The sequence below is a fragment of the Enterobacter sp. BIDMC92 genome (assembly GCF_001030225.1).
GTDB classification, from domain to species: Bacteria; Pseudomonadota; Gammaproteobacteria; order Enterobacterales; family Enterobacteriaceae; genus Enterobacter; species Enterobacter sichuanensis.
Genome location: NZ_KQ087598.1, coordinates 3,654,075 through 3,675,894 on the forward strand (window position 1 = coordinate 3,654,075; position 21,820 = coordinate 3,675,894).

Consider the following 21,820-nt stretch of genomic DNA (forward strand, 5'->3'; position numbering starts at 1 on the left):
TCTGAAATATATATTCATACAAGTTAATGTTAAAGTGAATAATTTTTAATATACTTGATTTATCGAGCTAAAATACTCAATGAATTTAACAACTGTGTATCTAAGGTTTCACTTGAGGGCACTGGTAGTCCGTTCGCAATGCGATAATTTTTTATTGACTGCCTTGTGGAAGGCCCCATTATGCCGTCAATATTCCCGTTGTAAAAACCTTTGTCCAGCAAAGCGAATTGAACCCGCATGATTAAGCGCTTACGCTTCTCTGTACCAGAAGTCAGCTCATTACTTGCACGGTTAGCTTCTGTAGTTCCAACAGAATTCGTAGTAGTAGAGTTGTTATTGTCGTTAGAACGAAGCGAACGCACAGAGGAAGAGGACGATGCGGAACTTGTTCCTGAACTTGAAGACCCAGATGAACTTGGTGAGCTGTATGTTTTTGGATAATAGGGAGTGCTGCCACCATAGTACCCGCCACCTGATGATGAACGGTGAGAACTATGGCTACGATGGGAGCTATGACTGCGATGCCCTGCAATGTAGAATGGAACTTCGGTGTTAAGTGGGGCTATCACTAAATCATGTTCATTAAGAGTCATACCAGGCAAATCACTTGCTCCGGTAGATGAATCACTTGCCCATACAGAATTATTGAGTGCCAAAAACCCCGGAAGTAGAGCAGCAAAATTAAATTTTTTCATAAAATTGGTCTCGGTGGTTGATGAAAACGGCCCGTTGAAGAACTGAAATAACCAGCACAGGAAGACTTCTGAGTGCATTCATCACATTCTTTAGGATAGTAATTTTTCCAATCAGAGATCGACTGAGCAGCAAGCTCCCAGGCTCTTTCAGGAAGATGACACAAAGGATAATTAAAAATTGTTAGAGGTATACCTGACCTGTGTGCAGCGTCTATAGCGGAGGTTATTTTCTCACTATAGCTGCTGTGTTCAATGAAGATTGTTGACCAGTTTTTTCGCGCCCAACCGATAGATTCCAACCCCATAAGGGAAATCTGATTGATGTTGGAGAAAACACGGCCAACGAACTCTACGATGTCATCCAATTCCGTATAGTTAGCCAGTGTCGGAATAACTCTAAGTTCGATATTAATCCCTGAGTTCCCTGCATTGATTAACCCCTTAACCGTTTCATTAAATGCGCCATCACTTCCTACCAAATGATCATGCACAAGTGGTCTTGATGAGTAGAGCGGTATACCAAAGGTGATTTTTATCTTTTTACTTCGCTTTGCCATTTCATGAGTAAAGTTGGTATCAGCAAATTTGCGTCCGTTTGTTAAAACATGCAAAGCAGTACCTGGTGAATTCTCGATGATAAAATCAATGAAGTTAAGGAAATCATCTCCATACAGCAAAGGTTCACCACCGCTGACCCCAACTACTCCATTCAACCCAAATGAAGCGATAGCAAGGGCTGATTGGGTAAGTAGCCAGTCATCATTTGATTTCTTTGGTGGCTGCGAACAAAAGAGACACAAGTTATTGCAGCGTTCCGTTACTAAGACAGTATTATGATTGGCTCTGCGGGACAGAATAACGCGGATCATATTGCCATTGTTAATTACCCCAATATCTCCATCTTCAATTGACTCAAATAATTCAGTGCTAATAACAGAGTAATCAAAGCATGGTAGAATGGCATCATTATTGCTTTCAGCAACTACCAGCAAATTGGGCAAAAAGAATAAAGGGTTCACTGGTTTTTGTTTGCATAACCGATAGAACCCTGTGGGCACATTCTTTTTTGAAGCAAAATGAAAGATATCGTTCCTGATAACCTCAGACATATGCCCATCCTTTTAGCATCTCAGCCTTCGGACCACCTTCTGAGATGGAGTTCATCAGATACCTGAACATTCCCTTGTGATACTGACAAAACGTTGAACGACTCCTATCACCGACAGGCTCACCTTGTACACTTATGTTCTGGCATGGGTCTGCACCGCAAAAAGGTTGATACGCGCATGTATCACAACCTGGCAGAGCAAAATTGAACGATGAACTCAATACTGCGTTATAGTAAGGACTCTTGGAAAATGATAGCGTCTTAACCTCACCCGCACTGAATTCCGTTTCAGGGTTCACCTTCTGCAACATACGGCTCTCATCGCTGCCATATACTCGACCGTCATAATTGAAAAGAATACTGTTAAGCACGACCCCACTTGGCGACTTCAAATCCGCATAACCACTAAAACCGGGATTGAAGATCCTTTTCAGATGAATGGAGGCCGAATGTTCCACAACCCTTATCCCTTCAATGTTGATCTTAAGGATTTCATCTATCAACGAGGCATAGAAACTTAAGTATTCGTCCATAGAAAAGGTGAACGATGCTTTTTGTGCAAACCCATAGGGACTAACAGGTCGGATAAACATGTCCTTGAGGCCAAGAGACAAGTGAGCCTGGACAATCGATTCAGGATGCCTGATAAGATCTTTAGTAACTGTAGTAACCGTTGCAACGCGACCAGCGCCTAAAGACCGTTTGATAGCCTCTACTCCTGATACTGTTCTACTATAAGCAAGCCCATGACCAAGAATTCGATTACTGTTGTGAACAACTTCCTCACCATCAAGCGAAATAGAGAACGTTATGTTCCTGTTTCTCGACCATTCAAGCATATCCTCATTCAAGACAGACAGGCTTGATGCTATCACCATCTCAAAATCGGTGCTTCCCAACGTTTCAGTACAATGCTCATAGATAGACTGAATTAAATCGAACCGCAAGAGTGGCTCTCCACCCTGTATCTCTACCTTGTAAGGTGGTGTCGATAGTTTTTTGATAGTCGAAATGATATCAGGGATGAGATCGGGATCTAGATCATAACCAGAGGCGTTCACTGAAGCTCTACTGACCTGACAATACTTGCAGGTATGGTCGCAGCGCAATGTGGGCACAATCATGAAAATTGGCCTGATCGCCAGTTCATTCATCAATCGTTTTGCAAAAGCAGAACTTAAAGCATAGGAAGCAATAGCTGATGAGCTTTCGTTGGTTATGAACAGCTTGCTTTCTAGTGCGTTTGATTGCTCCGCACTGATTTGCTCATCAGAAAGATCAAGCAGCTCTTGCTCATTAATGAAGTGATGAAAGCCAGCGAGGTTGCTTATAAAAACCCGTCCATTAGGCAATCTGTCAAAATTGAATGGCATCAATTCCATTACGAAAGCCTTTCATCGACACTGCGAAGCACTTTATGGACAATAGAATCTCTCAACGCCCCCGTTTTATGCTGTAGTTTTTCTCGCAAAGCATAATCATTCAGCAGCCTCTCGAATTCATAGAGGCATTCGGGACCATCGTTTTCAAAAGAGATTGTCCAGGAGGATATATCTTCACAAAGTTTCCACTGAGTAAGAGAAGTCATCCAGTACAGGCTATTGCGTATAACCCATTCAGAATAAACATCTTTTTTAAACGTCCTTTCGCACATTGCCATTGCCTCACAAAACTAATAATCACAATCAGCAACCGCTTTAAAGCGGATTTTTCCTATAGAAATGAGGATACACCATTTAATTAATATGTTACAGGATGTTAGCATCTGAATGGCGATTCTGAAAAATGATGTTGCTTATCCCTATGTAAATAATGATATTTTCCGATTATCATCAGCAGCTCGAACAGGTGAAAATTTAGGAGGCTAACATGCCATTATAAGTATGGGCTTCAAGATCTTTTTGTCGGTCATGGGATGAGAGCTATTGCCTCAACAGTGCTTAAAGAGAAAGGATTTCCTCCTGATGTGATTGAAGCTGCGTTAGCACATATCGATACTTACGAAGTCAGGAGAGCCTACAATCGTGCTCAATACCTTGAACTGCGTAGAGAGATGATGCTCTGGTGGGGTGAGTATGTAGAAGCAGCATCCTTTGGAAACTCATCAATAAGTGTTATTGGCAAGTTAACCTCAACAGAAGGATATACCGATTAAAATCTTTAGCTGCTCTCATAATTGAACTTTCTCACATTTATGAGCAAGATAGTGAACATTTTGCATTTCAATCGCACTAAAAATGATTAGTATGTCTATGTAAGAATTCTGATTTATAGCTATGTTCAGTAAAATTTTCATAGGATAAAAAATGTCTAACATAGAGGAAACACTGCCAGAAAGTGCGATCAGTTCTTGGGGGGGGTTTGTTTACCAAGGGAAAGTAGCTCTTTATCACTGCCTGAAACTATTAACGGCAAAATCATTTCAACAAAGAATAATTGATAATTTTGAGTTGCAATTAGATAGCACAGATGACTTTGCTATTTATTGTGATGGCAAGGTGATATCAACTCATCAAGTGAAAGCAAAGCTATCGCAATATCGTTCTGAATATGTCAAAGCTATTTATAAAGCAGCATGTATAGCTACTGACTGTGATGAAAATACAATCAGATATTTTCATGTAGCTAAAGAACTTGATAATTTTGAAAATTATACAAGTAATGATGGGAAAATAGTGGAGTTTTACAGTTATGGCGATATTAAATACTGTTTACTATCAAAAATAAATGAATTGATTGATGAGCAAATTGAATTGTTTTTAGATACCAATAAGTTGATTAAAACAAAAAATTTAATTATTGAAAAATCCACTTTACTCTCAGAGTTAATAACTAATAAAGTAATTGTAATTCATAATTTAGTTCACAATGGACAAAAACAAGACTACGCAGCATATCATAATAGAATCGCAAGTAGCATTTTTTGGGAATTACTAATATCCCCCCCACTTAATCGGACAGACGAAATATATCAAGCATTATTAACCAAAGAAAAAATAACAAATATTATTGAAACTGAGTTCTATAATGACTTGGACGCTTTTAGCGTGAAGCAAATTGAATCGATATCAAACGTTTTCAGATTTATTTATAGCTTGAATTATAACTCTGCCATACAATTGCATACCTCTTTACAGCCTCACAGACAAAACAATGTTATAAATGAAGATGATGTCCGGGATTATCTTGATGTAGTAGCAGCAATATCCCACATACCAAAACTAATGGGCTTGCCTCATTATTCTAAAAAAATAGATAAATATCTCCCAACAGCTTTGACAATTAGAGATGGAAGAAGACGAAACACTTCATTCCAAGAAGAGTTGAAAAATCACATAAGGGATAATGCTACACTTGCATCGTTGCTTTATGAATATAATAATATAATAGCCTATAAAGTATCAGATGATACGATAATTTCAGCAACCTCAGAAAAAATCACAAAAATTAACGACTCTAAAGAGAACAATAACCATATTGTTAGGGAATTTGATTTAAGGGTTATCTCTACTGATAAAGCAGAGGCGGAACTAAATGCTAAATAATTTTATAAAACAAGCTATTGAAGATCACCAATTTATAGAAGTTGAAAGTACGCTAGAAAATATTTCTTTTTTTAAAAAGGAGAAAGATGCATTACGTCGATATATAATAATCTACAGAACTGATAAACTTGAAGATGCGAGTTTCATTAATGAGTTAATTATTAACAACATCCCAACTGAACTTTTAGAAGCTCCAGCTTTTGCAAAAAACACTGATCTTATAATAGTTTTTCAACTCGACAAGCTTTCAAATTACAAGCAATATGAAAAAAGTATATTTGATATAGAAGAAAATGCTTATCATTTCAAAAAGTATGTATTGTATTATTCAAATGAAGAGAATCAATTAATTTCCGGGAAGAACTTTAATAATCTTAGAGCAGTTCTCTCAGATCATGAAGAATTCTCCACATATAAAGCAGATCCATCCCGACCCAGCCTGTATAACATGGCAGCTAGAATTTTCATTAAACTACCTTTTTTAGAAATGCCTGATATAGAAAAGGATATTGTTCCAATTGATCTCCAAATCAACACGCTGGTAGATTCATTAAATTTATCTGAGATATATACCAAGATCAGCACAGCAAATAAACAAAGTGATGTAAATTTAGAAATGTTAATTGAGGAATTAATAAATGAAGAACTGGAAGCTATCAAAGCTGAGAATAAATAACTTCAAAGCGTTTGATAAAGTCGAATTCGATTTTGAGAGTTCTTCTTTGTTGACACTTGAAGGCCCTAATGGATATGGCAAAACAAGCGTATATGATGCTTTAGAATTATTGTTTACAGGAAAAATAAAAAGAATTGTACAACTATGTGAAACAATAATGCCAGGAGGCATTAAAAATTATAGTGATAATCTTTTCTGGAACAAAACAAATGGAGAGGATGATATCGAAATCAGTGTCGAGATGGCGAATGATAATAATGAGAAACTTTACTTTTCACGCAGAGCACATGCAAAAGATTTAAAAATAATACAGAATAATAAAGCAGATAATTTTAGCATATTTAAACTCTATAAATTAGGTTTGTTAGACTCTTACGAAAACAGCACCTTAATTACACAAAATGAACTTGATGAAATATTAGGCGAAAAATTCACTGATAACTACAACTTTCTTAACTATCTTGAACAAGGACAGAGTTCATTTATTTTTGCTAACAGTATTAGGCAGCGAAAAAATGCTATCAGTGGTTTGATGAACGTTAGTGAACTAACTGAAATCATAAATTTATGTGGACGAGTTCAAAGTACATTGACGAGGAAATCAACCGGTCTGAATTTCATTCAAAAGAGGGATTCAATTACATCTCAAATTCAAGCGATAGGTGTACCAGGAACAAATGATAATAATCCTGTGCAGTATGAAAAAATATCAACTCATCTGACTACGCCGTCATGGGATGTTGAGAACCCTTCAATTTTTTCTGATATTGAAACAACAGAAAAAAATGAGAATAAAATTTCATTACTTAAAAAACTAATTACTAACAAAGAACAGCTTCGCGTAATTATTGATAATGCCAGAATAGAAAATTTCATAAGCAAAAATGAAAAGCTATTAACCGAGGTAATAAAAGTAGGACATCATATTGAAGCCTACCCGGAACTGGCTCAAAAGAATAAGATTAACAATGGGATGAATTTATCTTTAAGCATTTTGCGTAAGAAGGAAGATTCGATAAGTCAGGATGATACTGATAAAATCAAAGATAATACAAATATAAATATTATCGATTTTAAAAGACACTTACAACTTAGAGATAATTACAAAAAAGAAATAGGTGAGAAAAATGCTATTCTTGTAGAGATTAGCCAAGCAAGAAAGAAATTAATAGAAGAACATCAAAAGAAAACTTATCTATCAGAAAAACATTGTCTACTTTGTGGGCATGACTGGATCACAAAAGATCTGCTATTAGACGCAATCGATATTAAAAGTAAATCTTTAGAAAGTTTATTAGATAATGTAGGGAAACAGCTACAAGCCGAACTCGATGAAATAAAGCAATCTAAGGATGCTGAGATTCAGCGTTTGGTAGAAGCACAAACACATCTTAAATTTGACAAAAAATTATTTGATAGTTTACAAAAGTCAGAAAGCATATTCGAAAAAATAAAAAGAATAAATGAAAGACTTTCACAAATCGGAATATCTTACCCGCAGACCTTTACAGATTTACCAGAAGAAATAGAATCAAGGAAACAATCATTAGTATCGTTGATACGTCAACAAAAGAAAAATGAGCTGATTTCACTTCCTGAAGGATGGGAATCAGTCTTGAATGAATCATTCGCTACACCAGATGATGTTTTCAACATAGACTTAGAACAGATCAATCGAAAAGATAAATATTTCTTATACAAAATGAATGAAGCGAATAATCTTAGACTTAAAGCTTTAAAAAAAGAGCTTAACGATTTGTTAGATATGGATAAAGCCTTAACAAATGCTAAACAGAAAATTACCACATTAAAGGAACAACTCACTATACTAAACAAAGATTATTCTAAAAAAACCATCGCTGATATAGAGTTAACGTTCCATATTTATAGCGGTAGACTTATCCAAAACTATCAACGTGGCTTAGGACTATTTATAGATGAAGGGAATGGAGATAGACTGAGGTTCTGCACAGCAGAAAAATCAGAACATGACGCAACCATGTCAATGAGTTCTGGACAGCTATCGGCATTGAGCTTGGCCTTTTTCCTATCACTTAATAAAGTGTATGCGAAGTCCCCCCTTGTTCTGATAGATGATCCAGCTCAATCTCTTGACGAGATAAATATAGCTTCTTTAAGCGACTTGCTACGCTGTGAGTTAAGTAATAGGCAGTTGATACTCTCATCACATGAAGATAATATTTCTTCATATCTCAGGTTTAGATTCATGCGTGCAGGTTTGACGCAAAAACCCTTCAACATGCAATCACATACCGGTAAATAGAAATTTATAGCTAGGGTATTGATATACCTTAGCTATATTAAATTATATAACGCCTTTCCTTTTTGAAAATCACCCCAAGTAAATATATTGAATACTTATATCTGTAATACTACCATAGTCCTCGTTGTATTCTTTATTTTCCTTTGGTACGTATATGAATGTCGTTTCAATTTGCATAGAGTGATTCATGCTTAAAGAAAAATCATTGCCATAATCATTCAAAGAATGACGTTTCTCATGATTCAACAGGGATTTGTAATAAGTATCATCATTTTTGTCAAACGTAAGTTCAACTTCAACTTGACTGTAATCTAAACGACATCTGCACAATATACCGAAATCACTCAACTCAGTTTGTATTATCTCAAGTTTAACTTTAGAAAATCTGCCTATATAAACAGCCTTAGCCTTAAAATATAAATCTACCTGACCTTTACTGTCAGTAACATTTATATTGTCCGCCTTTTTAAAAAATGAATCTTCAAGAAAAGTTCCCAAGTCCATTTCAAACATACCAATTTCAATATAGTTTTTGATATCTACATATGACGTAGGATACCTCTCTTTCTCTACAGAATAGTGGCTCATAAGATTAGATACTGAATGAAAATATTTAATATCTGCTTTTACACCCAGAGAACTAATATCAGCCTTCAGATCATCATGCAAGACTCCCATCCCTATTTTTTTATTAGATATTTGCTCTGGGGAAGAAAAATCATGAGAGTTGTTAGAGACAAAAGCCACTTCCTCATTTTCAACTTTATTTTCAATAAGATAATTCAAGAAAGAAAGCCAAATTAAACTATCCTTATAGCCTGAACCATCGTTTTTGAAAGGCTTCTCAATATTAAACGCTTTTTTACAAATCCATTGATGCGATACTTCATCAGATTTAATAATTATTACTTTATTTTTATCAATATATTTATATATCTGTTTTAAAAAATCATATCTAATCGGATTCCGATCATCTGCATCAGTAAAACCTTCAAAATGTTCAACTTTCGTTTCATCGCCCATAGGGAAAAACCTGTTATACTCAATCAATGCAGAGGTTAGCTTTTTTTTAGCTGCATCGTAACCATCCCGAAAGTGTTTTTCCACTTCTTTTAATACTATATCCGAAATGAGTAATACATGACTCTCATTATTTATATAACTTAACATTAAACGCAAGTCAGCAGATTTGATATAATATGAATTATGAAAGATATTCGTATCAATTAAAATTTTCAAAACTTTCTCCTAAAAACTTCCTTTTATTTAAAGATAATACTAGTATTAGATGTTGACAAATGCTTTTTAAAGTGCCAAGGTAATATTGTATAGTAAGAAAGTGGTTTTAAGGATTTCCTTGCAATCCACGATCGTTGTCGGTTTGTTCTGGCAACACCCCCTACTTAGATGAATGACATCGCCCAGCCTACCGGTTTCCTAGCGAACAGATCGAGAACAACGGCAAGGTAAGCCCAGCGCCTGCCTGTCCAGATATACGTCACATCGCCGCACCATACCTGATTAGGCTCTGTCACTGCGAATTGTCGCTCAAGGTGATTTGGGAAAGCGATGTGTTCATGGCCACCACGTTTATACCGGTGGGTGGGTTGCTGACAACTCACCAGTCCCAGTTCTTTCATAAGCCTGCCGGCAAGCCAGCGTCCCATTCTGAAGCCTCTCAGGGTTGCCATGATGGCGATACTTCTCGCGCCAGCAGAGCCATGGCTGATGTTATGCAGCTCCAGAACCTGACTACGTAATACAGCCCGCTTGCCGTCTGGCTTTTCGGGGCTTTTCGGGGCTTTTCACCCAGTATTTGTAGCTGCTGCGATGAACCCCTAACACATGGCAGAGTGTGACCACAGGATACTGCGCTCTGAGTTTCTCAATTAACGAGAACTGTTCAGGGAGTCCGACATAAAGAGCGCGGTAGCCTTTTTTAATATGTCGTTTTCCATTTCAATGCGTTGTGCTTTTTCTTTAGCTCACGTATTTCAATCTGTTCCGGGGTTATAGGGGAGGCTTTAGGTATTTTGCCCTGTCGTTCATCTCGTAACTGCTTTACCCATCGCGTCATGGTAGAAAGCCCCACTTCCATAGCACTGGCCGCAGCTGCACCGGTGTAGTTCTGATCAAGGACCAGTTGAGCGGATTCGCGTTTAAACTCTGCGCTGAAATTTCTTTTTTTTCATTGGGACACCTGTATTGTTCTGAGATGAGCATATCACCTCTGTTCAGGTGGCCAAATTCAGTAAACCACTACAGTTGGACGCAAATCACCCTTAATATCGGCAACAAGCCGGAGGTGGTTCGGATGGTAGAGTTGGCGTGTCTGAGCGGAGTACTACTAAGCCCACCACGCATGATCGGGGATGGGTATTATGAAGCGATGATTGCATATCCGGATTTGAATCGGGTTGGGTTGAAGGGGTATCTCTTGAAAACCTCATGCTAATCCCAGTATCGGGTAGTTTAAGCTCCTCTAGATTGTTCAGAATATTTAAAATTTAGTCGGATAAATTAACAATGCCCAACAAACATAAGGGAGCTACTGAGTAACAGCAGGACATAACGTCAAATTTACATGGGCTCGATTTTCTGAGGTTTTACCAGCGCGTTACTAACCTGGCGGAGCCGGAGAGACGAATAAGTCAAAGGCATTCTCCTAGTTGCCGCAGAAGATCAAGGGATGCAACATTTTTTATGTATATGTTATTGATTGTCTTACAGTTCAAATGATATATTCCATTTAATTTAACATTTGAGAATTGTTGACATGGAAACTACTGATAAAAAAAGTAACGGGTGGAACCCCAAATACGTTACTGGCCTTTTTTTAACGACTATAGGTGGTCTTTTAGGTGGTCTTTGGACTTTTTTTGACTATACCTATTCCAAAACTATAAATGATTTAAACAATCAAATTTCAGTATATGAAAAATCAAATGAATGGAAGCTGCCTGAGACTTTATTAAAAATAAATAAATCAGTTGAATCTCTTAATTTAAGAATAGACGAAAGAAACAGATTGAATTATTTAGAATTAGATAATGATAAATTAAAACTTGAAAACAAAGATATCAGATCCAAGCTAATGAAAAAAGAAGCCGCTTTAAACTCTGCCAATGAATACTTACAAACGGTTGTATCAAAACACGATGAATTTATACTAAAAAGAGGCAAATCTTATGCATTAACAGAAAATAATTTATATATATCCGCGCAAAATGTTTATAGCACTACCGTAGAGGGTCAATTCGATAATGAACCTTACACTCTTGAACTAGGAAAATCCAAAGAATTTAATGTTGGCAATTTAACATGTAAAGTAATTTTAACAAGTATTGCCTATATAGATAGCGAGGCCTCATTTACCAAAAGCTGTTATGACAAATCAAAACAGCCAAAATTCTAATGTAGGATTTGGTTCTAACACAATCAAGTCAGTATATTTTAAATATATACTGACTCAAAGACATTGGGGTTTATTTCCCTTTGTATCGTCCAAAAAAATTTTTACGATGCCAATCTAGATATTTGAAAGAGCCTGGGGGTATCATCACTTTTTTGCGTATGTCGATCCCCAAAAGACGAAGCGTGAATTCATTTTTTAACTCATTACATAAAATTAACTCACCACTATTTTCAAAGCTCAAGAAACCTTTATCAAATAAAATATCCACATTTGAAGAAAGTAAAAAACCATTAAAAGGGTCAAGACGTTCTTTATTATTTGATACTTTCCAAGGCTTGATATGGCTTGCTCTAAGCATAAATTCATACGGAATATCAGTAATGATACACTTCCCATATAGTTTAATTAATTCTTTTCTGTACTTCCCTTGACCTTTACGTGCGGCTATAAGCTGTTCGCGTTCTGTTACCGAGAGTGAATCGTCATTTTCAATCATTTCAATATCATTGATTAGAAAATCAATATCTTCAAATTCATTCCCATCACTAGATTTTTTCTTTTTAACGATGTTAAACCCAAGTTTTTCTAATATATGAAAACAAGGTGAATTGACTCCTCCGCTAAATTCATCAGCAAACAAAGGTCTATTAATCAATGCAATAGCTGAAATACCAAAAATGACTTTAGGTGGATATCTAACTCCATCATATTCAAGGTCATAGGTTGTAGAGTTTTGGTATTTATAATCAGAATATATCAACTCACCAAACTTATCTAGTGTGTCTAAAATGTTCTCTCTAGAGAGAGAAGACATCAAAGCATTTAAGTTTGAAACTCTATGGCTTACCGATTTCGAATCTCTGTATCCTATAGTTTTTTCCAATTCAACTATACTGTTATTTTTATAATATACTCCAGCCCTTGAAAGTAAATACCATGCAATTACCTTACTTATCACTGAGCAATAGCCTTGATGCGCCGTACCTAAATAAGTGATTGGCGAATACTTCTCTGCTCTTTTTTCTAAGAGATATTCACTGTGATTTCTAATCTCTATTGGCATTTCCAACTGATAAGATTTAATCTTAACCTTCCAGATTTCACCTACTTTGTCAGTTTCTGACATAGACGAAGCGAGCGCAAATCCTACATGATTTATTACCCCACGACTACAGAAAAAAATGAGGTCGCCTTTCTTAATGGTTTTAACCATTTCTCTATAATGGTTGTATTTTTTTGCGGGCCTTGCGCTGATCCAACCATTCTCAAGTTCTTTTTTTTGTGACCATGGGCTTTGCGTAATCCAGAAGTAATTCATGTGAAATATTCACACCTCATATTAAACGGACTGATTTATAAGATATTAACTTCCTAACTAAGCCGATGCAAACCACATTAGGTGAAAGCTCACCTCTTTTTTCCCCACACACTTTTTCGACTTCCGTTTTTTCAACCATCAGCACGTATTCCTTCGACATCAGATTCTTAAGGGATTATTAAGGTATCTCGCTGTTGTATCTGTCAGGCGGCGCTTTGTGAAGTCCCGTACCTCGTTCAGTGTTTTGAACAGATAAAAATCCAGGATGTCTATCCGATACAGTCCCCGGATGACACATTGAGCCGGGATAAACAAATCGATTCCTATCACCTGCATCTCAAGATGAAAACCATCCACCAAATTGAAGATCCGGAAACGTCTGTCTGGACTGACCCCATGCCCATAGATAAATTCTGTCCTCACGACGAGACCTGTTCGAAGGCCCCCGGACTGACGCCGCCGAGATGACTGTGGCGCCGGGCCCGGTTGTAGAACACATCAATGTAATCGAAGATATCCGCCCGGGCCAGATCCCTGGTTTTATATATGCGTTTTCTGATCCGTTCTTTTTTCAGCGAACTGAAGAACGATTCGGCCACCGCATTATCCTGGCAATTGCCACGCCTGCTCATGCCAGGCGCCAGGTTATTGGCCCGACAGAAGCGCTGCCAGTCGTCACTGCCGTACTGGCTGCCCTGATCGCTATGTACGATAACCTCGCCGTCCGGTTTTCGACGCCACACGGCCATCATCAGAGCGTCCAGCGCGAGTTCGCGAAAGAGAGTGGCTTCATCGACCAGCCCACCACGTTACGGGCGAAGAGATCGATAACCACCGCCAGATGCAGCCAGCCCTGCCAGGTGCGGAGTAGAGTAAGAGGCAGGGCGTAGTCGGACTATTTCCCTGCCTCTCCTCTCCGAACCGGACGTGCACCTTTCAGCGCATCCGGCTCTCCATTTAAACGCTGGCGAACGCCATTGCCACTTCAGTGTAGCGCGATGTATACGTGTTTCTGGTTTCCGTCCTCAGGTAAGGGTTACCTTCGGGCAGTCGCCAGCGGAACAGCTTCTTGCCTTGCCCCACCAACCGGTACAGCACTTCACCGCAGAGCTTGCCGTTATTGGTTTTACCAAATAAAACCCACGTTTTGCTCTGACCTGGTTTCGGCGATTTACACCACCACCTCATCAGGGATGCAATACCGGTACGGTATTTGCGGGCCAGCCAGTGAGCCAGCTTCCAGAACACCACTCGGTCAATATAACTGAAGACTTTGGCCTTAAAATCAACGAACTGATAGAACATGGCCCAGCCCTTCAGTTTCCGGTTGAGGGTCTCAACCATATCGACTTTGCTTTCACTGTAATTGCCCGATAACAATGCCGTCAGCGATGCGGCGAAGTTTCTGGCTTTCTCCTTCGGGATCGTCGACACCACCCGCATATCGCAGTAACGACTGCGTTTGCGGATGATCTTGTGACCCAGAAAGATAAAACCGTCGTTTACATGGGTGATTCTGGTCTTGTCCATGTTCAGCCTGAGTTTCAAGCTGTCTTCAAGCACGCCACGACACTCCTCCCTGATGGCTTCCGCCTGTGCTCTGGTGCCTTTGACGATAAGTACAAAATCATCGGCATAGCGACAGTAAGCAACGGCAGGTTTCCATTGCCAGTTTTCCCTGACTGCAGTACTCCGGCCCCGCTGGATACTGTGATTCCAGTACCAGCGATCCTTTCTGGCCTTCCCGCTCAGGTAGCGTTTATGCAGGTGCTGATCGAACTCATTGAGCATGATATTCGACAATACCGGCGATATTACGCCGCCCTGTGGCACACCCTCACTGGCAGCGCGAAAGAGGCCAACATCGATATGTCCTGCTTTGATGGTGTTCCACAGCAGAGCCATGAAACGTGCGTCACTGATCCTGCGGCGTACGACTTTCATCAGCAGTCGATGGTGTACAGTGTCAAAGTAGCTGGACAAATCACCTTCAATCACCCAGCGTCCCCGGGTTTCTCCACAGTCGGTGAGCTGTAATTTCACCGTGCGGATCGCGTGGTGGACACTGCGTTCAGGCCGGAAGCCATACGAGAGCGTATGAAAATCACTCTCCCATATCGGCTCCATCGCCATCAGCATGGCCCGCTGAACAATACGATCCCGCAACGCGGGGATACCCAGTGGTCGCAGTTTGCCGTTGCTTTTCGGGATGTAAACCCGTCTGGCAGGCAAGGGCTGGTAATGACCTGAGAGAAGTTCATCCCTGAGGATTTGCAGCTCAACAGCCAGTCTGGGCTGCAGCGTTGCTTTATTCACACCATCAATGCCGGGAGTATGTGCCCCCTTTGATGAAAGTGTGATCCGTGCCGCTTCAGCCAGCCATTCTGGTCGTGTTATCAGACGGAGCAGCCGTTCAATCCGTCGGGACGGATCGGTGGCTGCCCATGTGGCAAGCTTGCGTTGCATTTCGCTGATTATCAAAGGTCTTCACCTCATTAGGTCAGTTAGTTCTCACCGCAAACACATCTAAACTGCTCCCCTTCGCCATGTAATGGGTTTTCCCCATCGCGGACTACTACGGAAGCTCCGCCAGCCAGCGCGTCATCGGAGCCATGCCTCCTTAACATCCGTCGCTGACCTTCCCCGGTTTACCTGTCTGGACTCAAACATACTGAGGAGGCTGCCCGTCGCACTCTTTATCCTTGCTTGCTGCAAGTTGGCAGAAGTCAGCAACGCGAGTGTGATAGGCGTTGCTGTCCCGGTGTTTCGCATACATGTCAAAACACTTTCGTCCGACATTGCATATCTGTCATTGTCGGTGCCTTCTGCACGGCCTGTCAGATCACGTAGGCCGTGGTGACGTTTTCAACCCACAGAGGCGGATTAACGGGTTCATGTTCTTCAGCCTTTCAGTACTCAACCTTGAGGATCATCTCGGCTTAGTGATCTCGCCTCAATCCCCGTTGTCAGCGGGTTACATCACCCTGCAGGCATGCCGCAGGTCACTGCCGCTCAGGTTCTCCACCGTCACACCCGGTGGGATTGTTGGGCTCCTCATCGTGAGTTACCGGTTCAATATTCCAGACAGACTCGTGGTTCATTTGAGCATCCATGCTCACCCTGAACTCCGGGCACACTATAAGTAATATCGGTGACCCAGACCTGATTGGCCCGCACAACGCACTACACCCGACACATCGTCATGACACCCCATACAGTGCAGTGCTCATTGATAAAGCGGTACTTCAGTCGGGCTCCCTTGCAAAGTACCGCGCGGCCTTTTTCAGAATGTCCCGTTCTTCCTCAGTGCGCTTCAGTTGGGCCCTGAGCTTCAGGATCTCGCTTTTCGCTTCCAGTAAATCACGGGCATGCTGCTCGCTGTTATCGGGTTTAAGAGCCCGCAACCACTTATAGAAACTGTGTGCTGAAACGCCCAGCCGGTCAGAAACTTCGGCGACGGAATAACCGCATTCCGTTATCTGACGGACGGCTTCTTCCTTAAATTCAGGTGTAAATCGTGGGGTGCCCATACGCTCCTCCTATGCTCAAACTATAGGGCAGGATCGTCTATCAGGGCGGAGTCAGTCCACACGGCGCGCATGTGATCGCTGGCCGCAACCTTAACCACATAGGACAGCCCACTATTGCTTATAACATATTCTCAGCCCCTAAAACCGACACGTTGAACTACCGCGTCTCTATTAAAGTTGGAACGCTAAAAATTGTTCTTAGGCGTCGCCAGCAAGTAAAGCATGGAGAAAAACAAGGATCCCCAATATACCGAGTCATATCGATAGGGATCAAAATTAATATGCAAAAAGCCGCTTACAAATTCGTAGCCATTTGCAAAGATGTTAATCTGAATGGATGCAATAGCGATTACAAATACCATATAAGCAATAAATAATGGATATTTATGAAGCCTGTTAACTTTTAACCTCCCCAAATAAAGCAAGAAGAAAACCACAATAGATACAATAAAATAGACCACAGCAGGCCAGACAGGAGGATAAAGCGAAAATTCCAAATCTTGTGGCATAATCAGTTCCCTTTAGTTATCTGGTACATCTGCCAACCTGTAATGCTACTACTGGTCGCATCCAGAGTGATTGCGGTTTTGGATACCTCTTGCCAGCCTGGGCGGCGGCTAGCTCCACGCAGTGCGCCTGCATAAAATCATTTAATCGGTCGCGGATGCTGATGCGCTGTACCTCTTTATGCAAGCGGATATAACACCCTACAGCCTGGATTATGTTCCATTATTCACACCGATAATCTCGCGCAGCGTTTGCAGGCTCCGGCCGCTGTAGCCATCACTCGCAAGCATTAACCTGGCAGCATTATTCTCCCCCGAAAGGGCTGATAATGGCACGGTTTATCCTGTCTTACCGTTAAAAAAGCCAGCGACCCGCATTCGCCGATTCAATAAGCATACTCACTGTCAACGGCTCGGGCGCATGATGATCGGTTCTAAGATAGCGGGGCAATATCGCATTTGGCAGGAAGCGAATCCCCTCATTTGGGAAGTAACGATTAAAGACGAAGCCAGACATATCCACATCCAGACTTTCTGAATATTCCTCAAGGAAATCAGTCATATCTTCCGGCAGCACACTTTGTTTCCCTGTGCTTACAGAGGTATCGTCCGACATTTCCCAGAAGTGTTTTTTAATGAGTTCCCTGACGAGTGTGGCTTTGTCTGTCATTACCTTTTTCCTGGCCCAACGATAAGCTGATAACGGTGGATAACGTTATGGGTGATCATAGCAAGGTCATAGGCCGTCAGTACGGCACCAACCCAAGGGAGCCATCTCCCGATGTATGCCCCTATACTGGTTGTGTATGCCCACTCGCCACGTAAGAGTTTTGCCCTGGTCATGGTTCTACGGCCCTGCTTAAAACGCTGTCGGGTAAGCGTACGAAGCCCAAGAGAAAGCGGGCTTGTTCCCCTGGTTGCAGCACCTGCCCCCAGTTTCCCGCTAACAGGAATTACCGGCAAGCTGACCAACATGGAAGCAATTGCCAGCAAGTCAATCACATCACTAAACTGCTTTTTAAATTCATCCAGAAGAAGCCAGTAAAGTAGCTCCTCTTTATCGACGCTCATTCCATCAAAGAAGTATGTTCCGTTTAACTGTTTGGTCGTATCCATAACCTTTCCCTGTTTAAGCTGAAGAACTAAATCCTAATACTGGCCTTTGGTACCGTCCAGAACATACACCTTAGCGTTATCCTAATTTTGGGATCAGACGATGCCACGACAAAAAATGTTGGGAAAGGATGCAATCCAGGTTCCCGGCATGAACAACTTTGCGCGTATTCAGGCTTCAATGGATACCAGAAATTGCCAGACGGCCTTATCATTCAATAGGGGACGTTGGCACAACTATCGATGGCTTCGTCGGCAGTGCTTTTGCTGCATGGGAAACAGGACGTTTGTGGAAGTGATTATGCAACAGGTTAATTCAGTATCTCTGGTTCAGGTTCGCGAAGCTACCGATGTATCCCAGGCTCAATCTGACGTTGTGCTCAATGGTAAAAGCACCGGCATTCTTGTACCGGGGAAGGTGCTTGAAGCAGCAGTCCAGGTTAATGAACAGCGCTATATCCTGTTTCTGACGGATGACATTATTTTTGAAGAATCCCTGACAATTGCCCTTATTGACGTTCATGACGGGCTTAAAGAAATTGTTCATTTAGGAAATGAGTACTCGACAGGAACTTTTGCGGATCTCCAGGTTACTGACGATAGCGTGGACTTCAGGTTTATTGGGGATTATATCTGGACACTGAAAGTATCCGATTCACCTCGTCTGCGGCTTCCTTTTGTTTCGGATCCCAAAGGTGTTAAACGGGCGTCAGGTCTGAAAAAGTACATAACGGTAACTGCCGCACCGGCGTCGGAAAACGTAAGCTGAAGTCAGTATTTAACAGAATGAAAAGGCTTTCCGCTAAGCTGGATAAATGCTCCTGAGAAGTATGCAGACTCAGCGACTGATGAAGACCTTAAAGCCCATAAAATTTCCCGGCCACACAGAAACATCACGCCATTAAACATTCTTCCTCTCATGCTCAATAAGCCATTCTTTGCGTGAAATTCCCCCTCCGTAACCCGTCATCGCGCCATCTTTTCCAATTATCCTGTGACAGGGGATCACAATCGCAATCCGGTTTGCCCCATTAGCAGCAGCGACGGCGCGCACAGCATTTGGCTTATTAAGCCTCAGTGAAATGGCCTGATAGTGTGATGTCTGTCCATAAGGAACTGCACGCAGTTCTTGCCAGACGGATTGTTGAAAATCACTGCCCGGAGCATCTAAAGAAAGATCAAACTGTCGGCGCGTTCCGGCAAAATACTCGCCAATCTCTTTTACTGCCTGCCGGGTATGGCTGTTTTCTCCGGTGACAATTCTGGCGTTAAATAACCGCTGAATATCGCGAAATTCTGTTTCTAACATCCGGCGATCGGTAAACTCCAGCAGGCACACTCCCCGCTCTGTTGCACAGACAAACATCGGCCCAAGCGTGGTGGTAAACCGGTGAATCACAATCACCTGGGTTGTCTGAGTCGGCGCTGCGCCAGTAAGCCGCTTGTAGGTATAACCAAACCCGCTCAGGGATTCATAGCCATTGTCCAGCGCAACGTCCGTCGCCGCGCGTCCGCTTTTCAGCTCCTGCAGGGCAACGTTGACCCGCTGCATTCGCTGGAAAGCCTGAAAAGTGATGCCGTGATGTTGCAGGAACCAGCGCCTTACCCGCTCCGGACTGATGCCATGCTGACGAAGCTCCGCGTCGGTTACGCGAGATTTAATATCGCGCCTGACAAGCGCAAGCGCCTGTTCAACAAATAATGGCGCGCTGTGCGCATTTTCAGCGGGTCGGCAGACCTTACAGGGACGAAAGCCGGCCGCAAGGGCAGATTTGGCATCTTTATAGAACTCGACATTTTCTCGTTTGGGTTTTCGTGCCCGACAAACCGAAATACAGAATACGCCCGTGGTTTTGACGCCAACAAAAAACACGCCAGTATATTCTGAAGCACGCTCAAGTAATGCCTGATACCAGATATCGCATAAATTCTTATCGGTTATTTTCATCACTAAAAAGTCCTTCAAACGTCTGACGAGATCGGATCGCATGCATAACGTCAGACAGCGTTGACTGCATGGCCGAATGAACAAAATTGCCCATTGAAATGCGGCTTACCCCGGCCCGTTTCAGCCTGTCGAATGACGGAAGATCGGGCATGCACATCACATTCAGAGGCAGCCCCGTTGCCTCTGCAATGAGGCTGATGTCTTTCTCTGACGTCAGGCAGGGAACAAAAAGGCCGTCAGCCCCTGCAGCTTTATAGCGCTGACCCCGTGATATTGTCTCCTGCAACGCATCTTTATGCCCGAGCAGGTAAGTATCAGTCCGGATGTTCAGAAACAGGCGACAATTTTCGCTTCTCAGCGCATCACATACTGTGCTCAGAATACGGAAAAAATCAGAGGCATCGTCAAGCTGACGCACCCCGTTTATGACTCTGCTGTCTTCAAAGTTAACGCCTGCTACGCCTGTCTGTGCAAGGCGCCTGAGGTTGGCTGCTATCTCTTCGGCTGAATCCCCATACCCTGCTTCCATGTCAACGCTCAATGGCAGTTTACTGACAGCCCGGATACGGGTGACCATATAAAATAGCTCATCAAACGGCATTCCCTGCCCGTCTTCATATCCCAGTGTGGACGCGATTGCTGCGCTGGACGTTCCCAGTGCCTGATAACCGGCTTCTTGCGCCGCGACAGCACTGGCAGCATCCCAGACGTTAGCGATAAGAAGGGGTTTATGCGGGTTGTGGAGGTCTGCAAAGTTCATATTCATATCCTCTCGATAGATTGAAAATGAATCTAAGCATTCCGTCAGAGCGTCACAACCGAAATTCAGACGACCATTTTTTCGCAAACGTCGTCTGAACTCGGGGGCGAACCAGACTGATACCTTTCAGGGTCACGTGCTGGCTTTCAGCATGGCAAGCACCGCCCAGCGTGCCGCATCGTCTGCGATATTGACCAGTACTTTATATTGTTACCCCCTTCCATTTGACCAGCATCAACGACACCTCCCCTTCCCCTATGGAGAATAAAAAATCCACACCACCCAGCGCTACGGATTAGCCGCCCCAACCCGGAAGGAACCTCACTATGTACAGACCCATCGTCGTCATTCTCTTCATTCTCCTGACCCTTGCCGCCCTCATTGAAACAGGCGTTTTATCCTTTGGATAATCCTCAAGAGAAATACCGTTCATCACGGCACATTGATCTCATTACAGTTTTTTCCTAAAGCCACCCCGTTTCGTCTGTGCCATGCTGAATCACGCTCATAACCGATAACGTTAAATGAGGATATTATGAAAAAAACAATTATCGCATTATCTGCCGTTCTGCTGGCTTCTCCAGTATTTGCTGCGACCACACATGCAACTGACGATACCGTCGCGGCGGCGAACGCAAACGCCAACGAGGCGAAGCAAAAACTGCATGAAGAGCAGAACAAAGGTGAAGAGCTGAAGCTGAAGCAGAAACACGCTGCGGAAGGTAAAAGCGAGAGCTTTGGCAGCAAGGTCAGCGAAGATTCCCAGAAAGCCTGGCATAAAACCAAAGAAGGCACCGAGAAAGGGTGGGATGCCACCAAAGAAGGCGCTGAGAAAGGCTGGAACAAAACCAAAGAAGGTGCCAGCGAGCTGGAAAAGAAAGTCACTGAGTAACCCCTCCGAAAGGCCGCCCACGCGGCCTTT

18 protein-coding genes and 6 pseudogenes are annotated in these 21,820 nt (G+C 42.0%); 7 read left to right on the top strand and 17 right to left on the bottom strand.

Features of this window, described 5'->3' with window-relative positions; genetic code table 11:
• Positions 1-59: 59 nt before the first annotated feature.
• The 4 genes from hxsA to hxsD are packed head-to-tail and all read right to left on the bottom strand — an operon-like array spanning position 60 to position 3,457.
• On the bottom strand, positions 60-695 hold the full coding sequence (hxsA, locus tag SP99_RS23970; RefSeq protein ID WP_072060280.1) for a His-Xaa-Ser repeat protein HxsA: 636 nt from the start codon (positions 693-695) through the stop codon (positions 60-62).
• Positions 692-1,804, bottom strand: a complete 1,113-nt coding sequence (gene hxsC / locus SP99_RS17075) for a His-Xaa-Ser system radical SAM maturase HxsC (RefSeq protein WP_047959275.1) — start codon at positions 1,802-1,804, stop codon at positions 692-694. Before hxsC ends, hxsA begins: the two co-directional genes overlap by 4 nt.
• Positions 1,797-3,185: a His-Xaa-Ser system radical SAM maturase HxsB gene (gene hxsB / locus SP99_RS17080; protein WP_047959276.1), complete on the bottom strand. Its 1,389-nt coding sequence runs from the start codon at positions 3,183-3,185 to the stop codon at positions 1,797-1,799. The genes hxsC and hxsB overlap by 8 nt, the downstream gene beginning before the upstream one ends.
• The gene (gene hxsD, locus SP99_RS17085; RefSeq protein WP_047959277.1) at positions 3,185-3,457 is read right to left on the bottom strand and encodes a His-Xaa-Ser system protein HxsD; all 273 of its coding nucleotides are present in this window, start codon (positions 3,455-3,457) and stop codon (positions 3,185-3,187) included. Before hxsD ends, hxsB begins: the two co-directional genes overlap by 1 nt.
• A gap of 231 nt (positions 3,458-3,688) precedes the next feature.
• On the opposite strand from hxsD, the pseudogene SP99_RS23975 reads away from it, so the two are divergent.
• The 4 genes and pseudogenes from SP99_RS23975 to SP99_RS17100 all read left to right on the top strand — a co-directional run.
• Positions 3,689-3,958 (top strand): annotated as a pseudogene (locus SP99_RS23975) (integrase); the annotation flags it as partial.
• Positions 3,959-4,109: 151 nt separating this feature from the next.
• The gene (locus SP99_RS17090; RefSeq protein ID WP_047959278.1) at positions 4,110-5,348 is read left to right on the top strand and encodes an ABC-three component system protein; all 1,239 of its coding nucleotides are present in this window, start codon (positions 4,110-4,112) and stop codon (positions 5,346-5,348) included.
• Entirely contained in the window at positions 5,338-6,024 is a 687-nt protein-coding gene (locus tag SP99_RS17095) for an ABC-three component system middle component 1 (RefSeq protein ID WP_047959279.1), read from the top strand. The genes SP99_RS17090 and SP99_RS17095 overlap by 11 nt, the downstream gene beginning before the upstream one ends.
• A complete protein-coding gene (locus tag SP99_RS17100; RefSeq protein WP_047959280.1) occupies positions 5,987-8,308 on the top strand; it encodes an AAA family ATPase in 2,322 nt (773 codons plus the stop codon). Before SP99_RS17095 ends, SP99_RS17100 begins: the two co-directional genes overlap by 38 nt.
• Before the next feature lie 69 nt (positions 8,309-8,377).
• Here SP99_RS17100 and SP99_RS17105 read toward each other — a convergent pair whose 3' ends face one another.
• Both SP99_RS17105 and SP99_RS24425 read right to left on the bottom strand, forming a co-directional pair.
• Positions 8,378-9,547, bottom strand: a complete 1,170-nt coding sequence (locus SP99_RS17105) for a PIN domain-containing protein (RefSeq protein WP_047959281.1) — start codon at positions 9,545-9,547, stop codon at positions 8,378-8,380.
• 170 nt (positions 9,548-9,717) lie between these two features.
• Positions 9,718-10,451 (bottom strand): annotated as a pseudogene (locus tag SP99_RS24425) (IS3 family transposase); the annotation flags it as partial.
• Between the two features lie 633 nt (positions 10,452-11,084).
• On the opposite strand from SP99_RS24425, the gene SP99_RS25120 reads away from it, so the two are divergent.
• Entirely contained in the window at positions 11,085-11,723 is a 639-nt protein-coding gene (locus SP99_RS25120; protein WP_231584250.1) for a hypothetical protein, read from the top strand.
• 70 nt (positions 11,724-11,793) lie between these two features.
• On the opposite strand, the gene SP99_RS17120 is transcribed toward SP99_RS25120, so the two are convergent.
• The 9 genes and pseudogenes from SP99_RS17120 to SP99_RS17155 form a co-directional block, all read right to left on the bottom strand.
• A complete protein-coding gene (locus SP99_RS17120; protein WP_231584251.1) occupies positions 11,794-13,041 on the bottom strand; it encodes an HNH endonuclease in 1,248 nt (415 codons plus the stop codon).
• A gap of 198 nt (positions 13,042-13,239) precedes the next feature.
• Positions 13,240-13,422 (bottom strand): annotated as a pseudogene (locus SP99_RS25385) (hypothetical protein); the annotation flags it as partial.
• Between the two features lie 38 nt (positions 13,423-13,460).
• Positions 13,461-13,918 (bottom strand): annotated as a pseudogene (locus SP99_RS17135) (IS3 family transposase); the annotation flags it as partial.
• Between the two features lie 80 nt (positions 13,919-13,998).
• Positions 13,999-15,507 carry a group II intron reverse transcriptase/maturase gene (gene ltrA, locus SP99_RS23980; RefSeq protein ID WP_047959925.1) on the bottom strand — a complete coding sequence of 503 codons (1,509 nt, stop codon included), beginning with the start codon at positions 15,505-15,507 and terminating at the stop codon, positions 13,999-14,001.
• 720 nt (positions 15,508-16,227) lie between these two features.
• Positions 16,228-16,571: pseudogene (locus SP99_RS17140) on the bottom strand (transposase); the annotation flags it as partial.
• 185 nt (positions 16,572-16,756) lie between these two features.
• Positions 16,757-17,080: a hypothetical protein gene (locus SP99_RS17145; protein WP_047959284.1), complete on the bottom strand. Its 324-nt coding sequence runs from the start codon at positions 17,078-17,080 to the stop codon at positions 16,757-16,759.
• A gap of 94 nt (positions 17,081-17,174) precedes the next feature.
• Positions 17,175-17,335 (bottom strand): annotated as a pseudogene (locus SP99_RS25125) (phage polarity suppression protein); the annotation flags it as partial.
• Between the two features lie 97 nt (positions 17,336-17,432).
• Positions 17,433-17,747: a DUF1493 family protein gene (locus SP99_RS17150; protein WP_047959285.1), complete on the bottom strand. Its 315-nt coding sequence runs from the start codon at positions 17,745-17,747 to the stop codon at positions 17,433-17,435.
• Positions 17,747-18,193 (bottom strand): STM2901 family protein, encoded by a 447-nt coding sequence (locus SP99_RS17155; RefSeq protein WP_047959286.1) that lies wholly within the window; start codon positions 18,191-18,193, stop codon positions 17,747-17,749. Before SP99_RS17155 ends, SP99_RS17150 begins: the two co-directional genes overlap by 1 nt.
• Before the next feature lie 298 nt (positions 18,194-18,491).
• Here SP99_RS17155 and SP99_RS17160 point away from each other — a divergent pair, with 298 nt between their 5' ends.
• Positions 18,492-18,959, top strand: coding sequence for a hypothetical protein (locus SP99_RS17160; protein WP_053060164.1), 468 nt, complete (start codon positions 18,492-18,494; stop codon positions 18,957-18,959).
• A 132-nt stretch (positions 18,960-19,091) separates the two neighbouring features.
• On the opposite strand, the gene SP99_RS17165 is transcribed toward SP99_RS17160, so the two are convergent.
• Positions 19,092-20,138 (bottom strand): bifunctional transcriptional activator/DNA repair enzyme AdaA, encoded by a 1,047-nt coding sequence (locus SP99_RS17165; RefSeq protein WP_047959287.1) that lies wholly within the window; start codon positions 20,136-20,138, stop codon positions 19,092-19,094.
• Positions 20,122-20,898 (bottom strand): isocitrate lyase/PEP mutase family protein, encoded by a 777-nt coding sequence (locus tag SP99_RS17170; RefSeq protein ID WP_047959288.1) that lies wholly within the window; start codon positions 20,896-20,898, stop codon positions 20,122-20,124. The genes SP99_RS17165 and SP99_RS17170 overlap by 17 nt, the downstream gene beginning before the upstream one ends.
• A gap of 535 nt (positions 20,899-21,433) precedes the next feature.
• On the opposite strand from SP99_RS17170, the gene SP99_RS17175 reads away from it, so the two are divergent.
• Entirely contained in the window at positions 21,434-21,790 is a 357-nt protein-coding gene (locus SP99_RS17175) for a hypothetical protein (RefSeq protein ID WP_008502540.1), read from the top strand.
• Positions 21,791-21,820: the final 30 nt, after the last annotated feature.

Bases quoted from the DNA above. Each gene is read 5' to 3' on its own strand.
- hxsA (WP_072060280.1), bottom strand. From the start codon at position 695: ATGAAAAAATTTAATTTTGCTGCTCTACTTCCGGGGTTTTTGGCACTC.
- hxsC (WP_047959275.1), bottom strand. From the start codon at position 1,804: ATGTCTGAGGTTATCAGGAACGATATCTTTCATTTTGCTTCAAAAAAG.
- hxsB (WP_047959276.1), bottom strand. From the start codon at position 3,185: ATGGAATTGATGCCATTCAATTTTGACAGATTGCCTAATGGACGGGTT.
- hxsD (WP_047959277.1), bottom strand. From the start codon at position 3,457: ATGTGCGAAAGGACGTTTAAAAAAGATGTTTATTCTGAATGGGTTATA.
- SP99_RS17090 (WP_047959278.1), top strand. From the start codon at position 4,110: ATGTCTAACATAGAGGAAACACTGCCAGAAAGTGCGATCAGTTCTTGG.
- SP99_RS17095 (WP_047959279.1), top strand. From the start codon at position 5,338: ATGCTAAATAATTTTATAAAACAAGCTATTGAAGATCACCAATTTATA.
- SP99_RS17100 (WP_047959280.1), top strand. From the start codon at position 5,987: ATGAAGAACTGGAAGCTATCAAAGCTGAGAATAAATAACTTCAAAGCG.
- SP99_RS25120 (WP_231584250.1), top strand. From the start codon at position 11,085: ATGGAAACTACTGATAAAAAAAGTAACGGGTGGAACCCCAAATACGTT.
- SP99_RS17120 (WP_231584251.1), bottom strand. From the start codon at position 13,041: ATGAATTACTTCTGGATTACGCAAAGCCCATGGTCACAAAAAAAAGAA.
- ltrA (WP_047959925.1), bottom strand. From the start codon at position 15,507: ATGCAACGCAAGCTTGCCACATGGGCAGCCACCGATCCGTCCCGACGG.
- SP99_RS17145 (WP_047959284.1), bottom strand. From the start codon at position 17,080: ATGCCACAAGATTTGGAATTTTCGCTTTATCCTCCTGTCTGGCCTGCT.
- SP99_RS17150 (WP_047959285.1), bottom strand. From the start codon at position 17,747: ATGACAGACAAAGCCACACTCGTCAGGGAACTCATTAAAAAACACTTC.
- SP99_RS17155 (WP_047959286.1), bottom strand. From the start codon at position 18,193: ATGGATACGACCAAACAGTTAAACGGAACATACTTCTTTGATGGAATG.
- SP99_RS17160 (WP_053060164.1), top strand. From the start codon at position 18,492: ATGCAACAGGTTAATTCAGTATCTCTGGTTCAGGTTCGCGAAGCTACC.
- SP99_RS17165 (WP_047959287.1), bottom strand. From the start codon at position 20,138: ATGAAAATAACCGATAAGAATTTATGCGATATCTGGTATCAGGCATTA.
- SP99_RS17170 (WP_047959288.1), bottom strand. From the start codon at position 20,898: ATGAACTTTGCAGACCTCCACAACCCGCATAAACCCCTTCTTATCGCT.
- SP99_RS17175 (WP_008502540.1), top strand. From the start codon at position 21,434: ATGAAAAAAACAATTATCGCATTATCTGCCGTTCTGCTGGCTTCTCCA.